This window comes from Mesorhizobium sp. WSM4810, assembly GCF_055811235.1.
The window spans coordinates 59,194-79,390 of sequence record NZ_JBVVQV010000004.1; the positions used below are offsets into that span (position 1 = coordinate 59,194).

Annotated in this window: 20 protein-coding genes and 1 pseudogene; 14 read left to right on the forward strand and 7 right to left on the reverse strand. The window is 63.4% G+C overall.

Features of this window, described 5'->3' with window-relative positions; genetic code table 11:
- Nucleotides 1-40: 40 nt before the first annotated feature.
- From nthA to AC0L3O_RS07525, 4 genes and pseudogenes are all read left to right on the forward strand, one after another.
- Nucleotides 41-646: a nitrile hydratase subunit alpha gene (gene nthA / locus AC0L3O_RS07510; RefSeq protein ID WP_473534249.1), complete on the forward strand. Its 606-nt coding sequence runs from the start codon at nucleotides 41-43 to the stop codon at nucleotides 644-646.
- Nucleotides 643-1,302 carry a nitrile hydratase subunit beta gene (gene nthB, locus AC0L3O_RS07515; protein WP_473534248.1) on the forward strand — a complete coding sequence of 220 codons (660 nt, stop codon included), beginning with the start codon at nucleotides 643-645 and terminating at the stop codon, nucleotides 1,300-1,302. Before nthA ends, nthB begins: the two co-directional genes overlap by 4 nt.
- Nucleotides 1,271-1,675: a nitrile hydratase accessory protein gene (locus AC0L3O_RS07520; protein ID WP_473534247.1), complete on the forward strand. Its 405-nt coding sequence runs from the start codon at nucleotides 1,271-1,273 to the stop codon at nucleotides 1,673-1,675. Before nthB ends, AC0L3O_RS07520 begins: the two co-directional genes overlap by 32 nt.
- A 93-nt stretch (nucleotides 1,676-1,768) precedes the next feature.
- Nucleotides 1,769-1,954, forward strand: a pseudogene (locus tag AC0L3O_RS07525) (IS630 family transposase); the annotation flags it as partial.
- Between the two features lie 112 nt (nucleotides 1,955-2,066).
- Here the strand turns inward: AC0L3O_RS07525 and AC0L3O_RS07530 are convergent.
- Complete coding sequence (locus AC0L3O_RS07530) at nucleotides 2,067-5,411, reverse strand: adenylate/guanylate cyclase domain-containing protein (protein ID WP_473478206.1); 3,345 nt, start codon at nucleotides 5,409-5,411, stop codon at nucleotides 2,067-2,069.
- Between the two features lie 346 nt (nucleotides 5,412-5,757).
- Between AC0L3O_RS07530 and AC0L3O_RS07535 the strand changes: the two genes are divergently transcribed.
- Nucleotides 5,758-6,885, forward strand: a complete 1,128-nt coding sequence (locus AC0L3O_RS07535; protein WP_473615267.1) for an ATP-dependent DNA helicase — start codon at nucleotides 5,758-5,760, stop codon at nucleotides 6,883-6,885.
- 57 nt (nucleotides 6,886-6,942) lie between these two features.
- Here AC0L3O_RS07535 and AC0L3O_RS07540 read toward each other — a convergent pair whose 3' ends face one another.
- Complete coding sequence (locus tag AC0L3O_RS07540; RefSeq protein ID WP_473534244.1) at nucleotides 6,943-7,347, reverse strand: SpoIIAA family protein; 405 nt, start codon at nucleotides 7,345-7,347, stop codon at nucleotides 6,943-6,945.
- Between the two features lie 112 nt (nucleotides 7,348-7,459).
- On the opposite strand from AC0L3O_RS07540, the gene AC0L3O_RS07545 reads away from it, so the two are divergent.
- Nucleotides 7,460-8,200, forward strand: a complete 741-nt coding sequence (locus AC0L3O_RS07545; protein WP_473534243.1) for a pyridoxine 5'-phosphate synthase — start codon at nucleotides 7,460-7,462, stop codon at nucleotides 8,198-8,200.
- A gap of 103 nt (nucleotides 8,201-8,303) precedes the next feature.
- Complete coding sequence (locus AC0L3O_RS07550) at nucleotides 8,304-10,217, forward strand: potassium transporter Kup (protein WP_236386182.1); 1,914 nt, start codon at nucleotides 8,304-8,306, stop codon at nucleotides 10,215-10,217.
- Nucleotides 10,218-10,374: 157 nt separating this feature from the next.
- Here AC0L3O_RS07550 and AC0L3O_RS07555 read toward each other — a convergent pair whose 3' ends face one another.
- A complete protein-coding gene (locus AC0L3O_RS07555) occupies nucleotides 10,375-11,265 on the reverse strand; it encodes an SDR family oxidoreductase (RefSeq protein ID WP_473534242.1) in 891 nt (296 codons plus the stop codon).
- Between the two features lie 136 nt (nucleotides 11,266-11,401).
- On the opposite strand from AC0L3O_RS07555, the gene AC0L3O_RS07560 reads away from it, so the two are divergent.
- Together AC0L3O_RS07560 and AC0L3O_RS07565 are read left to right on the forward strand one after the other, a co-directional pair.
- Entirely contained in the window at nucleotides 11,402-11,812 is a 411-nt protein-coding gene (locus AC0L3O_RS07560; protein ID WP_023798817.1) for a winged helix-turn-helix transcriptional regulator, read from the forward strand.
- 57 nt (nucleotides 11,813-11,869) lie between these two features.
- Complete coding sequence (locus tag AC0L3O_RS07565) at nucleotides 11,870-13,141, forward strand: FAD-dependent oxidoreductase (RefSeq protein WP_023798818.1); 1,272 nt, start codon at nucleotides 11,870-11,872, stop codon at nucleotides 13,139-13,141.
- Here the strand turns inward: AC0L3O_RS07565 and AC0L3O_RS07570 are convergent.
- Nucleotides 13,104-13,865, reverse strand: a complete 762-nt coding sequence (locus AC0L3O_RS07570) for a glutathione S-transferase family protein (protein ID WP_084833688.1) — start codon at nucleotides 13,863-13,865, stop codon at nucleotides 13,104-13,106. The two genes, AC0L3O_RS07565 and AC0L3O_RS07570, sit on opposite strands and share 38 nt — an antisense overlap.
- 98 nt (nucleotides 13,866-13,963) lie before the next feature.
- Here AC0L3O_RS07570 and AC0L3O_RS07575 point away from each other — a divergent pair, with 98 nt between their 5' ends.
- Nucleotides 13,964-14,416 carry a MarR family winged helix-turn-helix transcriptional regulator gene (locus AC0L3O_RS07575; RefSeq protein ID WP_023798820.1) on the forward strand — a complete coding sequence of 151 codons (453 nt, stop codon included), beginning with the start codon at nucleotides 13,964-13,966 and terminating at the stop codon, nucleotides 14,414-14,416.
- A 38-nt stretch (nucleotides 14,417-14,454) separates the two neighbouring features.
- Here AC0L3O_RS07575 and AC0L3O_RS07580 read toward each other — a convergent pair whose 3' ends face one another.
- Nucleotides 14,455-14,883: an anthrone oxygenase family protein gene (locus AC0L3O_RS07580; RefSeq protein WP_023798821.1), complete on the reverse strand. Its 429-nt coding sequence runs from the start codon at nucleotides 14,881-14,883 to the stop codon at nucleotides 14,455-14,457.
- A 179-nt stretch (nucleotides 14,884-15,062) separates the two neighbouring features.
- Between AC0L3O_RS07580 and AC0L3O_RS07585 the strand changes: the two genes are divergently transcribed.
- Nucleotides 15,063-15,716, forward strand: a complete 654-nt coding sequence (locus tag AC0L3O_RS07585) for a TetR/AcrR family transcriptional regulator (RefSeq protein WP_023798822.1) — start codon at nucleotides 15,063-15,065, stop codon at nucleotides 15,714-15,716.
- Nucleotides 15,717-15,855: 139 nt separating this feature from the next.
- Entirely contained in the window at nucleotides 15,856-16,875 is a 1,020-nt protein-coding gene (gene ilvC, locus AC0L3O_RS07590) for a ketol-acid reductoisomerase (protein ID WP_473615268.1), read from the forward strand.
- 206 nt (nucleotides 16,876-17,081) lie between these two features.
- Here ilvC and AC0L3O_RS07595 read toward each other — a convergent pair whose 3' ends face one another.
- Both AC0L3O_RS07595 and AC0L3O_RS07600 read right to left on the reverse strand, forming a co-directional pair.
- Entirely contained in the window at nucleotides 17,082-17,366 is a 285-nt protein-coding gene (locus tag AC0L3O_RS07595) for a PilZ domain-containing protein (RefSeq protein WP_023798825.1), read from the reverse strand.
- A gap of 180 nt (nucleotides 17,367-17,546) precedes the next feature.
- Nucleotides 17,547-18,188: a BA14K family protein gene (locus AC0L3O_RS07600; protein WP_023798826.1), complete on the reverse strand. Its 642-nt coding sequence runs from the start codon at nucleotides 18,186-18,188 to the stop codon at nucleotides 17,547-17,549.
- A 155-nt stretch (nucleotides 18,189-18,343) separates the two neighbouring features.
- Between AC0L3O_RS07600 and AC0L3O_RS07605 the strand changes: the two genes are divergently transcribed.
- Nucleotides 18,344-19,456: an endonuclease/exonuclease/phosphatase family protein gene (locus AC0L3O_RS07605; protein WP_473534241.1), complete on the forward strand. Its 1,113-nt coding sequence runs from the start codon at nucleotides 18,344-18,346 to the stop codon at nucleotides 19,454-19,456.
- A gap of 12 nt (nucleotides 19,457-19,468) precedes the next feature.
- Complete coding sequence (locus AC0L3O_RS07610) at nucleotides 19,469-20,185, forward strand: hypothetical protein (RefSeq protein ID WP_473534240.1); 717 nt, start codon at nucleotides 19,469-19,471, stop codon at nucleotides 20,183-20,185.
- Nucleotides 20,186-20,197 lie beyond the last annotated feature (12 nt).

The window sequence follows — 20,197 nt, forward strand, 5'->3', positions numbered from 1 at the left end:
GGCGCTTGCGGTGGAACGCATGCAGCCGTAATTTACGGCCATGTCCCACGATCATAATCACGACAACGAGCTTGATCCTTTTGCCGCCCGGGTGCGCGCGCTGGAGACGATCCTCACCCAGAAAGGGCTGATCGATCCAGCCGCGATCGACGTGATCGTCGACACCTATGAGACAAAAATCGGCCCGCGCAACGGCGCCAAGGTGGTGGCGAAGGCGTGGGTCGAGCCGGACTTTGCCGTTTTGCTGAAACGCGACGCGACGGCGGCGATCGGTTCGCTCGGCTACACCGGCCGGCAGGGCGAGCACATGCAGGCCGTGTTCAATACCGCGGACACGCACAACCTCGTCGTCTGCACGCTGTGCTCCTGCTACCCGTGGTCGGTGCTCGGCCTGCCGCCGGTCTGGTACAAGGCGCCGCCCTATCGTTCGCGCGCGGTAATCGATCCGCGCGGCGTGCTCGAGGAATTCGGGCTGACCTTGCCGGCAACGACAAAGATCCGGGTGTGGGATTCGACCGCCGAGCTGCGTTATCTGGTCGTGCCGATGCGGCCGAAGGGCACCGACAGCTGGAGCGAGGAGCGGCTGGCGGATTTGGTGACGCGCGACGCGATGATCGGCACCGGACTGGCGCGGGAGCCGGCATGAACGGGCCGCAGGATCTTGGCGGGCAGATGGGGTTCGGGCCGGTCGCGCCCGAAAAGGACGAACCCTGTTTCCATGCCGACTGGGAAAGGCGGGCGCTTGGCGTGACCTTGTGCGCGGGCGCCATGGGCGCCTGGACCATCGACGAGAGCCGGCATGCGCGGGAATTGCTGCATCCCGCCGACTATTATGGCTCGAGCTATTATGAGATCTGGGTCAAGGCGCTCGAAACCTTGCTGAAGCGGCATGGTTTTGTCAGTGACCGCGATCTGGCCGCGGGCAAGGCGGTCGACCCTGCCGCGACGCCAAAGCGGGTGCTGAAGGCCGAAAACGTGCCGGCGGTGTTGGCCAAGGGCGGCCCATGCGACCGGCCGATCGCCACGCCGGCCCGGTTCAAGGCAGGCGATCTGGTGCGCACGAAGAATTTCCATCCGACCGGCCACACAAGGCTGCCGCGCTACGCCCGCGGCAAGCAAGGCGCCGTCGAGGCGGTGCGCGACGGTTTTGTCTTCCCTGATACGAATGCGCACGGCCAGGGCGAAAACCCGCAATGGGTCTATACGGTGGTTTTCGACGGCGCCGAGATCTGGGGCGAGGGCGCCGACCCGACGCTGACCGTGTCGATCGATGCCTGGGAGAGCTATCTTGAACCGGCGTGAGGCGAAGTCAGCCACCGCCACGCTGCCGGCCGGCGTCGAGGCGCCGGTATTCGCCGAGCCATGGCAGGCGGAAGCCTTCGCCATGACGGTCGCGCTGCACGATAACGGCCTGTTCTCCTGGAGCGAATGGGCGGACGCCTTGTCCGCCGAGGTCAAGCAGCCTGGTGCCGCAAGAGATGGCCACGATTATTACGAGCACTGGCTGGCGGTGCTGGAAAATTTGCTGTCGGCAAAAGGCGTTGCCGGCAAAAGCGACGTCGATGCGCTCGCTGCCGCCTGGGAACGCGCCGCGCATGCAACGCCGCACGGCAAGCCGATCCTGCTCGAGAACGATCCCAGCCCGACCGAAGGTCGTGGCGGCCCGACCGGCTAGTGGTATCGGCCTAACATAAGAGTCCGGCTTGGATTCCCTTTGGCGAAAGCGCATGCGAGTCTGGCGCATGCGCACAGGAATATCCTTCACCGGAAGCGGCGCCTCAAGCGCGGCGTCTTCCACTCTGTCGTCGACCTCCGGGCTGCCATCAACCGCTACCTCGCAGAACACAATCAGCAACCCAAACCGTTCACTTGGACCGCCGACCCCGACAAAATCATCGCCGCCGTCAAACGTGGGCATCAAGTGTTAGATTCCATCCACGTGGTGAAAATCTGACGCTTGGCACCGGAGCCGAAATTCCGGTTTCGACCCCTCTTAACAGGTTTGAGCCCGATGCGGGCATTTAGTCATATTGCCTCCACCCCTAGTGACATCGAGCTGACTTGAGTCACCTCAGGGTGTCGAGAAACGCCTTGGCTTCTCTCAGGTCGGGGGTCTCGAAGCCCTCGGAGAACCACTCATTCACGGGCACGAGCAGGGTGTGGGCATCGGCAGGCTTGCCTTGGTCGCGCCACAGCCGGGCAAGACCGGTGGCCGCACGCAACTCCCAGGACTTCGCGGATTGACGCCGGGCGATTTCGATCGCGTGCTCAAATGCGGCGCTCGCCTCATCTGGTCTTCCGTCCGGTAGGGCTGCCAGAAGCTGCCCGCGCAAGCAATACAGTTCGGCCTCCGGCCAACGCTCCCCTGTCCCCTCGACCACTGCCAGAGCCTCATCCAGTGCACCGAGCCCCCGTTGCATGTCCCCCGAGAGGGCACAAGCCTCGGCCAGCAGGCCCAGGAAGAACGGACGCATCCACGCCGCGCCGCTCTTCCCCCAATCCGCAAGCCCGCGCTGGATCGCTTCTATCCCGGCGGCCTCCTGACCGTGACGAGCCATGGCCCAGCCCTGGACCACCGTCGCGCTGGCGGCCCATAGATCCAACTTGTGTTCCCGGGCCAGCTCCAGCAACGCCGCCGCATGCCCCGCGGCCGCGCTGTCGTCGCGGCCGAAAGCCCCCACCAACGCGCTGTACATCAGGGCAAACCCGAGGGTGTTCTTATGGCCGACCCGGTGGGCTACGGCCAATCCCTCGGCTTGTCGGCGGGATGCCTGATCCGGGTAGCCCAGCAGCCACAGCACCCAGGTCAGGTGGGCGAGCGCGGACACGCCAAGGTCCTGGCCAAAAACAAAGGCCGTCGAACCATGCCGTTCCGGGTCGTACAGCGCAACGGCACACTCGAGGTGCTCGCGGGCGGCGAGCAGCTCGCCCCCCACCTCATCTGTCGCGCCGCACATTCGGTGCGCCAAGCACAGCCGCTCCGGGTCTGGGTGCAGCTCGGCCAAGGCGAGAATTTGCCTGGCCAGCTTCTGCTGCTCGGGAAGCGCCATGCGTACGAATTGGACAGCCCAGAACCCATACAGCACAGGAAACTGTTGTGATGCGTCGCCTACGGCCTCTACCAACTCCTGCGCCCGGGCGAAAGCGGAGGCGGTCTCAGGTGCTGCGTGGCCGTACCGGGCAATGCACGCCTGACCAAGCATAGTCTGAAGATGAAGTTCGCGCTCTGCCCGGGCGCGGCTCTCGGGCAAGGTCCGCACGAGGTCAATGCTCCGGGTGAGATGGCCGATGGCTTCCGCAACGGCCGAGCGCCGGAAGGTGCGTTCCCCGGCCCGCTGCCAGTAGTCCGCAGCCCGCTCGGTCAGTTCCGCCTGGGTAAAGTGATGGGCCAGCAGCTCAGGTTGGGTTTCGACCACCTCCGGCCAGCGCTCTTCCAGTACCTGGGCGATCCGGGCGTGCAACTTCTGGCGTGTGCCACGCAGGAGGCTCACGTAGGCGGTGTCCTGCACGAGCGCGTGCTTGAACGTGTAGGTCGCCTCGGGCGGCGTGCCGCGCCGGAACGCGAGACCAGAATTGACGAGCTCGTCCAGTCCCTGCGCCAACGCTGCCTCGGGTAGTCCCGCCACGGCGGCCAGCAGCTCATGGTTGAACTCCCGGCCGAGTGCCGCGCCGATCTGCGCCACCTGCTTGGCGGCCGGCAGCCGATCCAGCCGAGCGGTCAGTGAAGCCTGCAAAGTGCTCGGGATCGGAAGCGCCGAGACAGCAGCATCGGGCTGGCTGGCACTCTCCAGCACGGCTTTGGTCAATTCCTCGATGAACAGGGGCACACCGTCGGTCTGCGCCACGATCCGATCCAGCATTCCGGCCGGTAATGCTTGGCCCACGACCACCTGAGAGGCGAGCGTCGCGGCTTGACGCGGACTGAGACGGCTCAGCGCCATCAAGGTCACGCCCGCCAGACCGACCCAGGGCGCCTCAAACTCCGGCCGGAAGGAGATGACCACCAGCACTGGCAGCGAGGCCAAGCGCATGATCAACCTGTCCAACAGCTCCAGCGAGCTTGGATCGGCCCAATGCACGTCCTCGAACAGCATCAGCACGGGGGATCGGCGGGCCCGTTCATCGAGGATGTGAAGCAGTGCCCCGAAGGTCTGCTCCTTCTTGCGCTCCGGGCTGAGAGCCAGTGGCGGGTACCGCTCGCCACCCGGCACGCCGAGCATCTCGGCAATGAGCGCCAGCTCATGCGAGGCGGCGAGTGGGTGTAGCAGGGTTTCCAGCTTGACGAGCCGAGCCTCCGCAGGCTCGCCGTCCACGAAGCCTACCTCGTTCTTCCAGCGTGCGATGATCGGTTGGAGGGCGCTCTCACGGTGATGGGGCGAGCAGAAGTACTTGAGTTTGAGATGCACCTTTCCAGCTACGTGCTCCTCAAGCGCAGCGATCAGGCGGGACTTGCCGATGCCGGGCTCGCCGGCGATGAGCACGACCTGCCCTTCGCCGCCCTTCGCCTGCCGCCAGCGGCGCAGCAGCAGATCGAGCTCGTCATCGCGCCCGACCAGCGGCGTGAGGGCGGCCGGATGCATCGCGTCGAAGCGGCTCTGAACCATGGCCTCGCCAAGCACCTGCCAGGTGCGGACAGGGCCGGTTAGCCCTTTGAGGTGAACCGAACCAAGCTCGCGGCACTCGAACAGGCCGCCGATGCGCCGCCGTGTTTCTGCGTCGATCACTGCGCATCCAGGATCAGCAAGGGATTGTAGCCGCGCGGCAACGTTCGGGGTCTCGCCGATTACAGCCTGCTCCTGTGCGGCCCCGGCCCCCAGCAGGTCGCCCACGACGGCGAGGCCACTGGCGATGCCGACGCGTGCGGACAACCGCTCATCGGCGGGCGCAATCTGGCCAACCGCTTCCAGCGTGGCCAAGGCGGCGCGTACTGCGCGCTCGGCATCGGCCTCGTCGGCCTGGGGCCAGCCGAAATAGACCAGGACTCCATCGCCCATGTACTTCGCGACGAAGCCGCCGAAGCGACCAACCGTCTCGGCAATGCGGCGGTGGTAGGTCCCGATCACCTCGCGCATGTCCTCGGGGTCCAGGTGCGCGGCGAGCGCCGTGGAGCCGACGAGGTCGACGAACATCACACTAAGTTGGCGCCGCTCCGCCTCAGGGGACGGCAGGGCCACTGTCCCGGAGATCGTGCTCTGTGGCTGGATGGATGGGGACATGGCTGGAGGCGAGCCCGCGCGCACGGCGGCGATGGCGGCGAGCAACTTGCGGCGGTGGCCGATCGAGACGACGCCAAGTCCGCTCAGATCATCGGCGGTGAGGTCGGCTAGGACGCCGCCATCGATGTCGTTCTCGCGGAACGCCTGTTCGTACTGTCCCAGCCCCAGATCGCGCAGCCACGCGCCAATGTCCATGGCCCTCTCCCGGGTTCGTGGCGACCAGAACGCTAAGGTCTTCAATCTACCCCAAAATCGCGGAGAGGGCATGATGAAACGTCACGAGCTACCTTCGGATTAAGGGCAGCTCGTGGCAGCACCAAGCAGACTTTCGCCGCTCTGTCGGCCAGCTTCCGCTTTCCACCTAAAACCGAAGTCTGTATCGGGTACTAAGCGTCAGGTTTTCACCACAAGGTCGTGGCGGCTCGACTTCGTTCTCTTTAGGTTCCGTCTTCTGCCTGACTTGCGCCATTGGAAGCGGTGCGGTCCGCCGCCGATATCGTTGCGCCTTGTCTTTCCCTCGCGAATCCGGTCTCTCGCGCTGATGGAATTCTCTCCTCAACAGGACGATGCGCTGAAGGCGGTCGCCACCTGGCTCAAGACCGGAAAGCCGCAGCTGTTCCGGCTGTTCGGCTACGCCGGCACCGGCAAGACGACGCTGGCGCGCTATTTCGCCGAGCATGTCGACGGCCAGGTGCAGTTCGCCGCCTTCACCGGCAAGGCGGCGCAGGTGCTGCGTTCCAAGGGCGCGGTCAATGCCCGCACCATTCATTCGCTGATCTACCGGCCGAAGGGCGAGGAATCGGTGGCGGACGAGGTGACCGGCAAGGCTTCGATGTCGCCGACCTTTTCGCTCAACCGGCAAAGCCCGATCTCGCGGGCCAAGCTCGTCGTCATCGACGAATGTTCGATGGTAGACGAGCAGCTTGGCCGCGACCTCTTGAGTTTCGGCACGCCGATCCTGGTTCTCGGCGATCCCGGCCAGTTGCCGCCGATCTCGGGCGGCGGCTTCTTCACCGAGCATGAGCCGGATATTCTGCTCACCGAGATCCACCGGCAGGCACGCGACAACCCGATCATCCGGCTGGCGCTCGACGTGCGCGAGGGCCGCGAGTTCATGCGCGGCGACTATGGCGCGGCGCAGGTGATCGGCAAGGAGGATGTCACCCAGGAACTGGTGCTGAAGGCGGACCAGGTGCTGGTCGGCACCAACAGGACGCGGCGTCGCTATAATCAGCGGCTGCGCGAGCTGAAGGGGTTCAATGCCGACTATCCGCAGGCCGGCGACAAGCTCGTCTGCCTGCGCAACGACCCAGCCAAGGGACTGCTCAACGGCTCGCTGTGGAAGGTGATGACCTCGTCGCGCGAGACGGTGAAACCCGGCATCAATCTGCTGGTCTCACCGGAGGAGGACGATCCCGACCGCGGCGTCGCCAAGATCAAGCTGCTCAAGGCGGCGTTCGAGGACCCGGACGCCGACATTCCCTGGCAGCAGAAAAAACGCTTCGACGATTTCGACTATGGCTACGCGCTGACCGTGCACAAGGCGCAAGGCTCGCAGTGGAACGAGATCGTGCTTTTCGACGAAAGCTGGGCGTTCAAGGAAACCCGCCAGCGCTGGCTCTACACGGCAATCACGCGCGCGTCGGAACGGCTGACGATTGTCAGATAGGCCGGTCGAGTTGCCCCATGGACCAGGAATCTGGGACTGGCACGGGGTCGACCTGCGTCAGCGTGGGGCCAGCGGTCTGGCGCCGAGCCATTCCCAGGCGGATGCTTCGTCCTTTGCCTCGAAATGCCTGAGCTCGACAGGCGAGGAAGCAGGCAGCACGCTCTGTGCGTTGGGTACCCAGTTCGGCTCGCCGAGCGCAGCGCAGCGGCCGACATGCTCCACGGCATGGGCCGTGCCCTGTTCAAGCGTTTCGTCCGACACATCGGCCCAATCGACGCCTTCATGGTCGATCAGGCGCACCAGCACGTCTATTTTCGGATGCAGCGCGTAGGCCGCCTCCAGCAATCCGAACAGGTTTTCCGCATCGGCCGCCGTGACACGGCCGACGACGTCGATGGCGAACAGGTCGTCGCGGTCGGTGTCGATGCGGCGAACCGCCGGCACGTCTTCAAGATAATTCACGGGTCTTCCTCTTGCTGGATATTATACGTCCCTCTGGAACACCGGAAACCCCCTGTCTGTTCCCGCCAAAGGCGGTATAGATGGCCGCGATTATGTCCGGACCCGAGAAGCCATGCCTGCAAAACTCTCCATCAATCTCAATGCCATCGCCATGCTGCGCAACCGGCGCGACCTGCCGTGGCCAAGCCTCATCGGGCTCGGGCGCCTGGCGCTGGCCGCGGGCGCGCATGGCCTGACCGTGCATCCGCGGCCCGACGAGCGGCACACCAGGCATTCCGACCTGCCGCAGATCAGAGCGCTGATCGACGACGAATTCCCCAAGGCAGAGTTCAACATCGAGGGCTATCCGAGCGAGGATTTCCTGGCGCTTGTGGAAAAGCACCAGCCGGAGCAGGTGACGCTGGTGCCCGACGACCCTGCCCAGGCCACCTCCGACCATGGCTGGAACTTTGCCGCCGAGGCGGCGTTCCTGACACCGATCGTCAAACGGCTGAAGAAAGGGGGCGTTCGCGTGTCGTTGTTTTCCGACCCGGATCCGTCAGGCATGAACGCCGCGCGCGACACCGGCGCCGACCGGATCGAGCTCTACACGGGTCCATATGGCAGCTTTCATTCCGATTCGGCAAAAGCGGCGAATGAGCTGGAAAGAGTGGGAAAAACCGCGGATGCAGCACTTGCCGCCGGGCTTCAGGTCAATGCCGGCCACGATCTGGTGGTGAACAACCTGCCGGCATTGGCAAAACGCATCCCGACATTGGCCGAAGTGTCGATCGGACATGGGTTGACAGCCGATGCGTTGGAGTATGGCATGGCCGGTACGGTCAAAAGATTTCTGAAGGCTTGTGGGTGGTAGAGATGGAAGCCTCGCTTTGCGGACATGGCAGCCATCACGTTGGGGCACTTGATATTGCATCGCAGCAAGCGTAGAGCACCGCGCGCTTATCGGAGTGTCGTCCATGGCCCTTACCAACAGTGGTAGTGAGGCAGAACCAGTCGAACAATCCAGCCATCCTGAGGTCGAAAAGCACAGCACCAAGGTCCTGATGCTGGGCGCTCTCGGCGTGGTCTATGGCGATATCGGCACCAGCCCTATTTATGCGCTTCGCGAAGCATTGCATGCTTCGTCGGGCACCGATCCGCGCAGTGCCGTTCTGGGCATTCTGTCGCTGATCGTCTGGGCACTGACGATTATCGTGACCATAAAGTATGTCGCCTTCGTGCTTCGGGCGGATAACAAGGGTGAGGGCGGTACCCTGTCGCTTATGGCGCTGGCCCGGAAAGCCTATCCGGCTGGCTCCGGCATCATTCTTGTCATCGGTCTATGCGGAGCCGCACTGTTTTTCGGCGACGCGATCATAACGCCGGCCATTTCGGTGCTTTCAGCGGTGGAAGGGCTGAGCGTCGTGACCCCGGCGTTCGATCCATATGTGGTTCCCATTACATTGGTGATTCTTGCCGTCCTGTTTGCCGTGCAGCGTTTCGGGACCGGCAGGGTGGCCACGGTTTTCGGGCCGGTGACGGCGCTCTGGTTTCTGGCGATCGGCATTGCCGGATTGGTGCACATTAGCGACGATCCGTCGGTGCTTTTGGCAATCAACCCCTACTATGCCGTCGCCTACCTTGCCGAGGCCAAAGCGGGCGCGTTTCTCACCGTCGGCGCGGTTTTTCTGGCGGTTACCGGTGCCGAAGCGCTTTACGTCGATCTCGGACATTTCGGTCGCCGTCCAATCGTGCTGGCCTGGTTCTGGATCGTCTTTCCCTGCCTGCTGCTCAGCTATTTTGGGCAAGGCGCTTTCGTTCTTGCCCATGGCGGCGTGCCCGACAATCCGTTCTTCCAGATGCTGCCGGATTGGGCACTGATACCGATGGTCGGGCTCGCAACAGCAGCGACTGTCATCGCCAGTCAAGCCGTTATCTCCGGGGCGTTTTCGCTGACCCGGCAAGCGGTGCAGCTCAATCTTCTGCCCAGAATCGAAGTTCAGCATACTTCCGAGATGCAGCTTGGCCAGATTTACATGCCACGCGTGAACCTCATTCTCGCGCTCGGCGTGATGCTGCTGGTCGTCGGCTTTGGCAGCTCGAGTTCGCTGGCTTCCGCCTATGGAATTTCGGTGACAGGCGAGATGCTGATGACGACGATCTTGCTGTTCGTGGTGATGCGGTGGCAATGGAAATGGCAGACCGCTCTCGCTGCGGCGCTGGCGCTGCTGTTTGGCACGATAGACACCGGCTTCTTCTTGGCAAACATCGTGAAATTCATGGACGGCGGATGGGTTTCAATCGCCGTGGCCTGCATCATGGGGCTGATCATGGGGACCTGGATACGCGGCAGCCGCTATCTGTTCGACAAGACGCGCAGGAACGAGATTCCGCTCGATTTCCTTGCCGCCAATTTGTTGAAGAAGAAGCCACAGCTGGTGTCCGGCACGGCCGTGTTCCTGACCAGCGATCCGGTCAGCGCGCCGACCGCGCTGATGCACAGCCTGAAGCACTACAAGGTGCTGCACGAACAGAACGTCATCCTCTCGGTGGTGACGGCGCAGCAGCCTGTCGTGCCCGACAGCGACCGGGTCAAGATGGAAACGATCAACGATCTGTTCATGCGGGTGACACTGACCTTCGGCTACATGGAACAGCCCAACATCCCGCGTGCGCTGGCGATCTGCCGCAAGCAGGGCTGGAAGTTCGACATCATGACGACGTCCTTCTTCCTGTCGCGGCGCTCGCTCAAGGCGTCACCCAATTCCGGCATGCCGGTGTGGCAGGACAAGCTGTTCATCGGCCTGGCGCGCACGGCAGCCGATGCGACGGAGTATTTCCAGATCCCGACCGGACGTGTGGTCGAGATCGGAACGCAGGTGGCGATTTAGGGCATGCCGATATTCAGGTGAGGCCGGCCTGCGAACGGCGGGTTCCTGCGCTTCCGGTGCTCACGTACCCGAAAGTACGCTCCGCTCCGGTTCTCGGAACCCACCATTCTCGACTCGGCCTGACCTGAATCTCGACATGCCCTGACCACGGCCGACTTCAGCCGGCCAGCGCTGCCTTGTTCGCTTCAAGAAACTGCTTCAGCGATTGCGGCTTCCTGCCTGAAAGCGTCTCGATCGCGTCGGTCACCATGTCGATGCGGCCGGAGCGCGTGTTGGTGTCGAAGGACGTGACGATTGGGGCAAAGCCCTCGGGAACGCCGGCAGCCTTCAGGCCCTCGGTCAACGCCTCGTCCGAAAGCTGGACGACCTCGATCGGCTTGCCGGTGACGTCGGTCACCAGGGCCGCGATCTCGGCGACGGTATGGGCCTGCGGACCGGTCAGCGTGTATGTCGTGCTTTCGGTGGCGCCCGAGGCAAGACCGGCAGCGATCGCCGCGGCCATGTCGTCGCGAGCGCCATGGGCGATGCGGCCGTCAGCTGCGGATGTATACCAGTGTCCCGAGGCAATGGCGTGCGGCAGCGACATGAACAGGTTCTCCTGATACCAGCCGTTGCGAAAAATCGTGTAGGGGATGCCGCTCGCCTTGATCGCCTGCTCGGTACCGTAGTGATCGCCCGCAAACAGCACTGGCGATCCCGGCTCAGGATTGGGCATCGAGGTGTAGAGCAGATGCGAAACGCCGGCCTGCCGCGCGGCTGCGACGGCATTTTCGTGCTGCTTGAGGCGCTTGCCCCCAAGGTCGATCTCGCCGGTCGAGACGATCAGGATCCTGTCGGCGCCCTTGAATGCTTCGACAAGCGACGCGGTGTCATCGAAATCGGCTTGCCTGATGATGACGCCGCGCGCCGTCAGCTCGGCGAGGTTTTCCGGATTGCGGGTGGCGGCGATGATGCGTGCGGGCGGAACCTTGAGCGTGTCCAGCAGATGATCGACGACGCCGCGGCCAAGCTGGCCGGAGGCGCCGGTGACGAGAAGGGTATCGGTCATGGGAAGTCCTGTCGTTGCGCCGGAGCGGCGGGTGCTTGTATAAGTCTCAAAAAGAGACCAGCACTAAAAGAGGAATTGACCGATCCTCGTAAAGAAGGCAGTTTTGCGGGAGGTAGGCAGGCGCAGGGAACCAGCGATGGACAGCAAGGTCGTCAGTCTGAAGTCGAAGCTCGAGATTTACAAAGCGTGCAGCGGCGGGGGCAACCTTGCCGACTGTCCGGTGCGCGACGTGATCCAGGGCATCAGCAACAAATGGAGTTCGCTGCTGATGATGGCGCTGGCCGAAAAGCCGTACCGGTTCGGCGAATTGCGGCGGCTGGTGCCCGACATTTCACAGCGCATGCTCACCCAGACGCTGCACGATCTGCAGCGCGACGGCTATGTCCATCGCGAAGTCTTCCCGACCAAACCGCCGAGCGTCGAATACAGTCTGACCGATCTCGGACGCTCGATGTTCGGGCCCCTGCATCAGCTGCTCCAATGGGCCGAGCTCAATCATGGCGCGGTGCGCGCCGCGCGGAACGCTTTCGACGCTGCCGAGACCTGACGCATCGATACCAGGAGATACCAGAGCGACGGCTTTATTTGCCGATAGCGCTGAAGGATGGTCCGGCCTGGGCGAGACGATTCGGCGGCAATGGGCATTTCTCTGGACATCGCGATTGCCGGCGCCGGCCCGGCCGGACTGGCCGCGGCGCTCTATCTGAAACGTGCCGGGCATCGGGTCACCATCTTCGAGCGCTTCGACGAGCCAAAGCCGGTCGGGTCCGGGCTGATCCTGCAGCCGACCGGGCTGACGGTGCTTGCCGATCTTGGTGTGCTCGACGACATCCTGGCGCTGGGCAGCCGCATCGACCGCCTGCATGGCGCCGACGCGAAAACCGGCCGCACCGTGCTCGACGTCCGCTATGCTGCGCAGCGCCGCAGTCGTTTCGGGTTGGCGGTGCACCGGGCGGCCTTGTTCGGCGTGCTTTTCCGCGCCGTCCGGCGCCAGGCGATCGCCATCGAAACCGGCGTCGAGCTCGAGACGCTGGAAACCGGCGAACGGGCAACGCTGATCTGCGGCAACGGGCGAAGGATAGGGCCGTTCGATCTGGTCGTCGATGCCAGCGGTTCGCGCTCCAAATTGCGGCAGCGCGTAGGGAATTCGGGGGAGCCGCGGCCGCTCGCCTATGGCGCGTTCTGGGCGTCACTCGGCTGGCGCGGCGACGGTTTCGACGAGCACGCGCTGCTGCAGCGCTACGACAGAGCGAGCGTGATGATCGGCGTGCTGCCGATCGGCAGGCCGGAACCGGGCGTCGAGAAGATGGCGGCATTCTTCTGGAGCCTGAAGCCGGCGGATGCAGAGCAGGTCAGGGCGACAGGCCTCGACACCTGGAAGGCGAGGCTGGTTCGGCTGTGGCCCGAATGCGACGCGTTCACGCGCCAGATCGACAGTTTCGATCAGCTTTCGCTGGCGCGTTACGGCCATCACACGCTCAAGGTGCCGGCCGGACGGCGATGGGCGATCATCGGCGACGCGGCGCATTCGACCAGCCCGCAGCTCGGGCAAGGGGCGAACATGGCGCTGCTCGACGCGGCAGCGCTCAACTATGCGCTCATAGGAACGGATCGTGTCGATACTGCGCTGGAGGTCTATGTCCAGGCGCGGCGATGGCATGTCCGGGTGTTTCAGGCGCTGTCGCTGATGCTGACGCCGTTCTACCAGTCGGATTCGACCGTGATGCCGTTCGTCCGCGACAGGCTGGTGGCGTCGGTGGCAAAAATCCCGCCGGCGCCAAACATCCTTGCCTCGATGGTGGCTGGAACCGTGGTCGATCCGTTCAGGCGGATCGGTATCAAGGAAGCGCGGTGGCCGCCTGGTTGCGGCGGATGAGTTTCGAAAGGTGCGAACCCTTCGCTTGCAGAAATGCATGAAGGCGCTGTGGATAGTCCGGGGTGACGGCGTCCATCACCGACTTGCGTTCGTGCAATCGCTTTCGCCAGGCCTCGACACGCGGCTTTCCGCTCAGGATGCCGAACGCGCCGATCCGATCGAAGGCGTCGAAATAGCGGAAGACTGGCCCATAGACTGCATCGACCAGTGAAAAGCGCTCGCCAGCAAACCATGGCCCAGCCCGGCCAGCCGCCAGTTCCGCTTCGAGACGATCGAACATTGCCGACAGAGCTTCGCTTTCGGCAAGGAAGGCGGCCTCGGTCGGAGCGGAATAGAACCGACCAATGGCGTTGAGGATGGCCGAGCCGAACTCGATCCAGGCGCGATGCCGGGCGCGGGCCAGCGGGTCGGCAGGATGCAGTGGGTTGGCCAGCGTTTCCTCGAGAAATTCGAGGATGACCGCCGATTCGAAGATCACGGCTTCCTCGCCATTCTGCGGCACACGCAGCAGCGGTACCTTGCCGAGCGGCGATATCGCCTTGAACCAGGCCGGTTTGTTGGCGAGATCGATGGTGAGGCGTTCGAACGGCACGTCCTTTTCGGCGAGCGAGATCGCCGCGCGCTGCACATAGGGACAAAGGTGGTGGCTGACGAGAACGAGCTTGTCGGTCACCAGGCCGCCCGTCTCCGGGATGTCGGCGATCTCCGAAGTTTCATGCTTCATGACAGGGCCTTCCGATATAAATGCAGTTGCATCTATATAGATGCATTTGCATCCACTGGCAAGCTTGATGCAATTGCATCTATCGCCTATGCTGCATCATGACGGAGAATCCTTCGCCGGCGGCCATCAAAGCCTGGGCGCGCCTGATGCGCGTTTCGCGCCAGCTGCTGGAAAGAGCCGAAGACGCGCTGAAGGACGCCGGCTTGCCGCCGCTTGCCTGGTACGACGTGCTGCATGAGCTTGCCGAAGCCGGCGAGGGCGGCTTGCGGCCGTTCCAGCTGATCGAGCGCACGCTGTTTGCGCAGTACAACGTCTCGCGGCTGCTGGCGCGGCTCGAAGCGGACGGGCTGGTCGAGAAGCTCAGGGTTGCCGATGACGGTCGCGGACAGACTGTCCGCATTACGCGGAAGGGGCGCGAGACGCGCCGCCGGATGTGGGCCGTCTACGGGCGATCGATTGCCGAGCTGGTCGGCGCCAGGCTCTCCAATGATGACCTGGAAACCTTGTCGGCTCTGCTCGGGCGGCTGCGTCATCCGGCGATGCCGGAGTGATGTGGTCCGGCTGGCGCTGAAGGTCGCTTGCAGCGACGTCAGACACTTCCCCGGAGGAATGCCAGTGCCGCCAGCACGCCAAGCATGACGCGACCCAGATGCAGATTGCCCCATTTGACGATCAGCGCCCTCGCTTGCAGATTGACGGCGGCCGCGTCCATCGCCTCCAGCAACCGGTTTGTCGGCATCATTACGATCAGCGTCCATGGCCATGGCAGGATGATCAGCACCGCCCCCGTGAGATAGGCGAGACTGCCGGTCTGCCACCAGGCAACGACACCAAGAACACAGGCGACGACGGCAATCGACGCCTGCATAGCGGCGCCGCGCTTGTAGGAAGGCTGCCATTCCTGCAGCAGTGCACGGTCGTCGAGGCGAAGCCGCGCCGGTTGCTCGGCAACGCTGATATAGATGGCGGCGCCCGCGAAAGCGGCGGCAACAGTCAATGCAAGCAGGCCGACGAGCATTTTTCTCTCCGCGATAAGCCGTACGAGCGGTCGCCGTTTCGAGCGGTGGCCGTTCCGGCCTGGAAGTGTCAAAAAGCGGAGATAGGGCTTGCCCCGGGTCCGACAATACGTCATAGAGATGCCGAACCGTAACGTACGGTACGGTCCTGGCCGCCGCCGTTATCGAGCAGGAAAAGAGTTTGTTGCAGGCAAGCGTCGACATCGACACCAGCGAAGCGCTGACCGAGCGGCAGAAAGCCGTGCTCGACGCCGCACTTCGCCTGCTGGTCGAGGAGGGCGATCAGTTGACCATGACCGCGGTGGCGCGGCGGGCAAGCTGTTCCAAGGAAACGCTCTACAAATGGTTCGGCGATCGCGACGGGCTGTTGACGGCAATTGTTCAATGGCAGGCCTCCAAGGTGCGGGTGGTGCCGGTCGACGGCAAGGGGCTTAACCTTGCTTCGCTGACGGTGAGCCTCGCACGTTTCGCTTCGGACTGGCTCAAGGTGATTTCGAGCGACACATCGATCGCGCTGAACCGCGTCGCCATTGGCCGTGCCGGGTCGGGGAACGACGATCTTGGCGCCATCGTGCTGGAGAACGGGCGCTTCGCGCTGGCCCGGCGCCTGAAGCCGGTGCTGGAGGCCGGCCGGCAGGCCGGGCTTCTCGAGTTCTCGGATGCCGAAGAGGCATTCCGCACCTTTTTCGGGCTGGTCGCCCGCGACGTGCAGATCCGCCTGCTGCTCGGCGACCGGCTAAAATTGACTGATGCGGCGATTGGCGGCGATGCCGTCCGGGCGACGCAGCAGTTTCTCGCTCTTTACGGAGCAAAAACCGGGCCGCAAGGCCCCTAGAGCCGGATGATTTCAGGTCAAGTCGACCTGAAATCTGAATCCGGCTCTGAATCGTAAGAGATAGAGCATGATGTCGTCCGAAAACCGCTTCACACTTTTCGGCATTATGCTCTGAATTCAAAAACGGGAAGGAAGAAAAATGCGTGTCTATTACGATCGCGACGCCGATCTCAACCTGATCAAGGGCAAGAAGGTCGCCATCATCGGCTATGGCAGCCAGGGCCGGGCGCATGCGCTCAATCTCAAGGATTCTGGCGTTGGGGAAATCGCCATCGGCCTCAAGGCCGGCTCGGCGACGGCCCAAAAAGTCGAGGCCGACGGGCTCAAGGTGATGAGCGTGGCGGACGCCGCCAAATGGGCCGACCTGATGATGATGGCGACGCCGGACGAGCTGCAGGCCGACATCTACAAGTCCGAAATCGCGCCGAACATCCGCGATGGCGCGGCGATCGCCTTTGCCCACGGCCTCAACGTGCACTTTGGCCTGATCGAGCCGAAGGCCTCGGTCGACGTCGTCATGATCGCGCCGAAGGGGCCCGGCCACACGGTGCGCGGCGAATACCAGAAGGGCGGCGGCGTGCCGTGCCTGGTCGCGGTCAACCAGGACCCTTCGGGCAACGCGCTTGATCTCGCTCTGTCCTATGCCTGCGGCGTCGGCGGCGGCCGTTCGGGCATCATCGAGACCAATTTCCGCGAGGAATGCGAGACCGACCTGTTTGGCGAGCAGGTGGTGCTGTGCGGCGGTCTGGTCGAGCTGATCCGCGCTGGCTTCGAGACGCTTGTGGAAGCCGGCTACGCACCGGAAATGGCCTATTTCGAGTGCCTGCACGAGGTCAAGCTGATCGTCGACCTGATCTATGAAGGCGGCATCGCCAACATGAACTACTCGATCTCGAACACCGCCGAATGGGGCGAATATGTTTCGGGCCCGCGCATCATCACCGCCGAGACCAAGGCCGAGATGAAGCGCGTGCTGAAGGATATCCAGACCGGCAAGTTCACCTCGGAATGGATGCAGGAGTATCGCGCCGGCATGTCGCGCTTCAAGGGCATCCGCCGCAACAATGACAGCCATCAGATCGAGGAAGTCGGCGCCAAGCTGCGCGCGATGATGCCGTGGATTTCGAAGAACAAGCTGGTCGACAAGGCCAAGAACTGACCGAAATCCCCGTTCGTTTCCTTGCGCGTCCTCGGGCTTCGCCCTGCGGGCGCGCGGAGATTTCGAAGAACAAATTGGTCGACAAGGCCAAGAACTGACCGAAATCCGCAATTTTATCGTTGCACAGGAAAAGCCGGCGGAGCGCTCCGCCGGCTTTTACATGAAGGCCGTGTGGCTGGGTGGTTGGAGAATGCGGTTCAGGGGATTTAGCCGTAGTGCCAGGGGGGCTTTGGCTCCGTGCCGGTGAACATCACGCCGATGCGGTCCTCGCGGCGCCAGCGGACCACTGCCTTGTAGGCGATGCCGTCGGTCGGCACATAGAGCAGGAACTCGTCGGGCACGCGAGCGTCGATCGAGACCATCAATTCGGCGCCGCCGTCATGCATGTTGCGCACCGTGCACGTGACCTCGGACCTGGTGATGCCGGTCAGGATCGTCGCGCCCTTGAAGACGCGCTGCCTGCGTTTGTCCCTGTTTTCGTCTTCAGCCATCGCGCATAATCCCTGGTGCGATCGGCAGGATAATTAGGCCCGCCTGATAAACATAGCGTTATCGTCGGTGGCGAAACGATTTCGCGGTGCCCTGGCCGGACAAAGAACAGTTCAGAAGAAGGCTTAGCCAGACGGAAACGGCGCCGCGAGGGGCGGCGCCGCCTGGAATGCATCAGTCGATCAGCTATAGGGCGACCAGCATTGCTGGCGCGGGCCGTTATAGGGTTGGAACGTGTTGTCCCAGGTGCGATACGACCGGTAACGATTGTAGCACCACCGGACGTGAGCGCTGGAAAGCCGCCCGGCACGATAATAGCGGCGCGGCGCATAGTAACCGTTGTTGTAGTAGCCCCGGTTGTAGTAGCCTTGGTTGTAGTAGCCCTGGTACAGGCTGCCAAGGCCGAACCCAAGGCCCAAACCGAGAAGCGCGGCGGCGCCGTTGTCGTCGTCGTCGTAGTAACGGCCGTAATAGCCGCCACCGTAGTACCGGCCGTAATGGCCGCCACCGTAGTACCGGCCACGATTATGGCGCCAGTGCCGCCCACCGTTCCAGTTGCGGCGCCAGTGCCGCCCACCGTTCCAGTTGCCACGGTTCCAATTGCCACGGTTCCAGTTCCGGGAGAAATTACGGCCACGCATCCAGACGTTATTATTGCCGCCAGCCCAGCTCTCGCGCACCGGCACGATTTCGCGTGCCGCGGCAGCAGTTGGGAGCGGGACGTCAGGCTGAATGGGCCCGGCCATGGAAGGCGCCGAGAGGCCGGAAACAAGACCCAAGGTCAACATGCCCGATCGAATGGTAGTCAAAAAGAGCGGTTTCATTTCACTCTCCGAAAATTCAGGCCCCACTCAGACTAACCCTTAATCATGGACCTTTGCGTCTGAACGGAAGATGAACGGAAACGTTCCATCAACCATGAATGGGCATCGCCCAGCCCCCTTGTTTTCGGCTGCGCTTGTGGGCAAAGGTCACCGCCATGTCCCTGCGCCTCGCCACCTTCAATGTCGAAAACCTGATGAACAGGTTCGATTTTTCCGGATACCGCAACCAGCTCCATGAAGATCGCACGCTGGCGCTCTTCGATATCCAGAGCGAGGCCGAATACAAAATGCTGGAACAGGCGCGGGCGATCGCGCTCTCCGACGACACGCGCCAGCTGACGGCACTGGCCATCGCAGCCACCCGCGCCGACATCATCTGCATGCAGGAGGTCGACAATATCGAGGCGCTGAAGGCTTTCGAATACGGCTATCTGTTCAAGATGGTCGGGCATGGCTACCGCCAGAAATACACCACAGCCGGCAATGATTCGCGCGGCATCGATGTCGCCGTGATGATGCGCAACGAGACCGCGCAGGGCCAGCCGATCGAATTCGTGCGCATGACAAGCCACGCCTATGTCACGTTCGAGCAGTTCGGCCTGCACACGCCGGAGCTGGCAGCGTTCGGGCATCAGGCCAACCAGCGCATCTTCAGGCGCGACTGCCTGGAAATCGACCTGACCGTCGGTGGCGTGCCGCTGACGCTCTATCTGGTGCATTTCAAGTCGATGGGCGCGCCCCGCAACGGTCTCGACGGGCGCCAGGCGACGATGCCGCTGCGCATCGCCGAGGCGCAAGCGGTGCGCCGGATCATCGAGGAGCGTTTCGGTGGGGATCACGCCGCCGACAAATACTGGGCGATCTGCGGCGACATGAACGACTATCGGCAGCGCGTGAAGATCTCCGGCGACGCCTTTGACGGCTACCGCTTCGAGGTGATCGACGAGAGCCAGTCCTGCCTCAACGTGCTCACCGCCGGCGGCTTTTGCGAGAATGCGGTCGAGCGGCGCCCGGAGATGGACCGTTGGACCTTGTACCATACGCGGGGGCCGCAAGAGCGGCATCTATGCCAGCTCGACTACATCCTGTTGTCGAAGGCACTGGCAGCCAGGAACGCGACCGCCGTTCCCGACATCATCCGCAACGGCCAGCCCTGGCGCACGATCTTTCCGGCAGGCCAGGAGGTGGACCGGTTTCCGCGTTGCGGCTGGGACCGGCCGAAGGCGTCGGACCACTGTCCTGTGGCGATCACCCTTGAAATGACCTGAGGATCGTTTTCGTTGAGCTTCGACCTGCCACGCAACATCATCCTTCCGGTCGACGCCGTCGATGTCAGGCTCGACCCCGGCCCGCATCCGTTCGAACGCGATAATGCGCAGGCGATCGCCGAGAATTGGCGGCGCGAGACCGCAGCCAACCCGGCGCTGTTCGACGGCACCGTGGTGCTGCTTTCGGCGCTCCGCTATCGCGACAACAGCCTCGTCGGTCGCTGCCATGCGGTGCGCTACTCGACCTTCATGCTTTGGCGCGGCAATCGCCAGGTGGCGGGGGCCGAGCACGCCTATGCCCATGCCATGCTGGTCGCCGGCGACAATGCGCTGGTGGCGATCCGCATGGCGTCGCACACCGTCAATGCCGGGCGCGTCTATTTCGCCGCCGGCTCGTTCGAGCCAACCGATTTCCGCGACGGCCTTGTCGATGTCGACTTCAACATCATCCGCGAGGTGCGGGAAGAAACCGGCCTCGATCTTGCCGGCGCGATGCGCGGCAAGCGTTACTATGCCCTGTCGACGGCAACCGGCACGGTGATCTTTCGCCGCTATCGCGAGACTGCATCCGCCGACGAGGTCGCGCAGCGCATCAGCGCCTTTGTCGCCACCGAGGCAGAGCCTGAGATCGACGGGCCTGTCATCATCCGCAGTGCCGATGACCTGCCGGACGGGTTGATGTCGCACATGAAGCCACTGATCGAGTGGCATTTTGCCGGCAAGGACTAACGCATCGGGCCG

What these genes read in the sequence shown, in the direction of transcription:
- nthA (WP_473534249.1), top strand. Translation starts at nt 41, where the DNA reads ATGTCCCACGATCATAATCACGACAACGAGCTTGATCCTTTTGCCGCC.
- nthB (WP_473534248.1), top strand. Translation starts at nt 643, where the DNA reads ATGAACGGGCCGCAGGATCTTGGCGGGCAGATGGGGTTCGGGCCGGTC.
- AC0L3O_RS07520 (WP_473534247.1), top strand. Translation starts at nt 1,271, where the DNA reads ATGCCTGGGAGAGCTATCTTGAACCGGCGTGAGGCGAAGTCAGCCACC.
- AC0L3O_RS07530 (WP_473478206.1), bottom strand. Translation starts at nt 5,411, where the DNA reads ATGGACATTGGCGCGTGGCTGCGCGATCTGGGGCTGGGACAGTACGAA.
- AC0L3O_RS07535 (WP_473615267.1), top strand. Translation starts at nt 5,758, where the DNA reads ATGGAATTCTCTCCTCAACAGGACGATGCGCTGAAGGCGGTCGCCACC.
- AC0L3O_RS07545 (WP_473534243.1), top strand. Translation starts at nt 7,460, where the DNA reads ATGCCTGCAAAACTCTCCATCAATCTCAATGCCATCGCCATGCTGCGC.
- AC0L3O_RS07550 (WP_236386182.1), top strand. Translation starts at nt 8,304, where the DNA reads ATGGCCCTTACCAACAGTGGTAGTGAGGCAGAACCAGTCGAACAATCC.
- AC0L3O_RS07555 (WP_473534242.1), bottom strand. Translation starts at nt 11,265, where the DNA reads ATGACCGATACCCTTCTCGTCACCGGCGCCTCCGGCCAGCTTGGCCGC.
- AC0L3O_RS07560 (WP_023798817.1), top strand. Translation starts at nt 11,402, where the DNA reads ATGGACAGCAAGGTCGTCAGTCTGAAGTCGAAGCTCGAGATTTACAAA.
- AC0L3O_RS07565 (WP_023798818.1), top strand. Translation starts at nt 11,870, where the DNA reads ATGGTCCGGCCTGGGCGAGACGATTCGGCGGCAATGGGCATTTCTCTG.
- AC0L3O_RS07570 (WP_084833688.1), bottom strand. Translation starts at nt 13,865, where the DNA reads ATGAAGCATGAAACTTCGGAGATCGCCGACATCCCGGAGACGGGCGGC.
- AC0L3O_RS07575 (WP_023798820.1), top strand. Translation starts at nt 13,964, where the DNA reads ATGACGGAGAATCCTTCGCCGGCGGCCATCAAAGCCTGGGCGCGCCTG.
- AC0L3O_RS07580 (WP_023798821.1), bottom strand. Translation starts at nt 14,883, where the DNA reads ATGCTCGTCGGCCTGCTTGCATTGACTGTTGCCGCCGCTTTCGCGGGC.
- ilvC (WP_473615268.1), top strand. Translation starts at nt 15,856, where the DNA reads ATGCGTGTCTATTACGATCGCGACGCCGATCTCAACCTGATCAAGGGC.
- AC0L3O_RS07595 (WP_023798825.1), bottom strand. Translation starts at nt 17,366, where the DNA reads ATGGCTGAAGACGAAAACAGGGACAAACGCAGGCAGCGCGTCTTCAAG.
- AC0L3O_RS07600 (WP_023798826.1), bottom strand. Translation starts at nt 18,188, where the DNA reads ATGAAACCGCTCTTTTTGACTACCATTCGATCGGGCATGTTGACCTTG.
- AC0L3O_RS07605 (WP_473534241.1), top strand. Translation starts at nt 18,344, where the DNA reads ATGTCCCTGCGCCTCGCCACCTTCAATGTCGAAAACCTGATGAACAGG.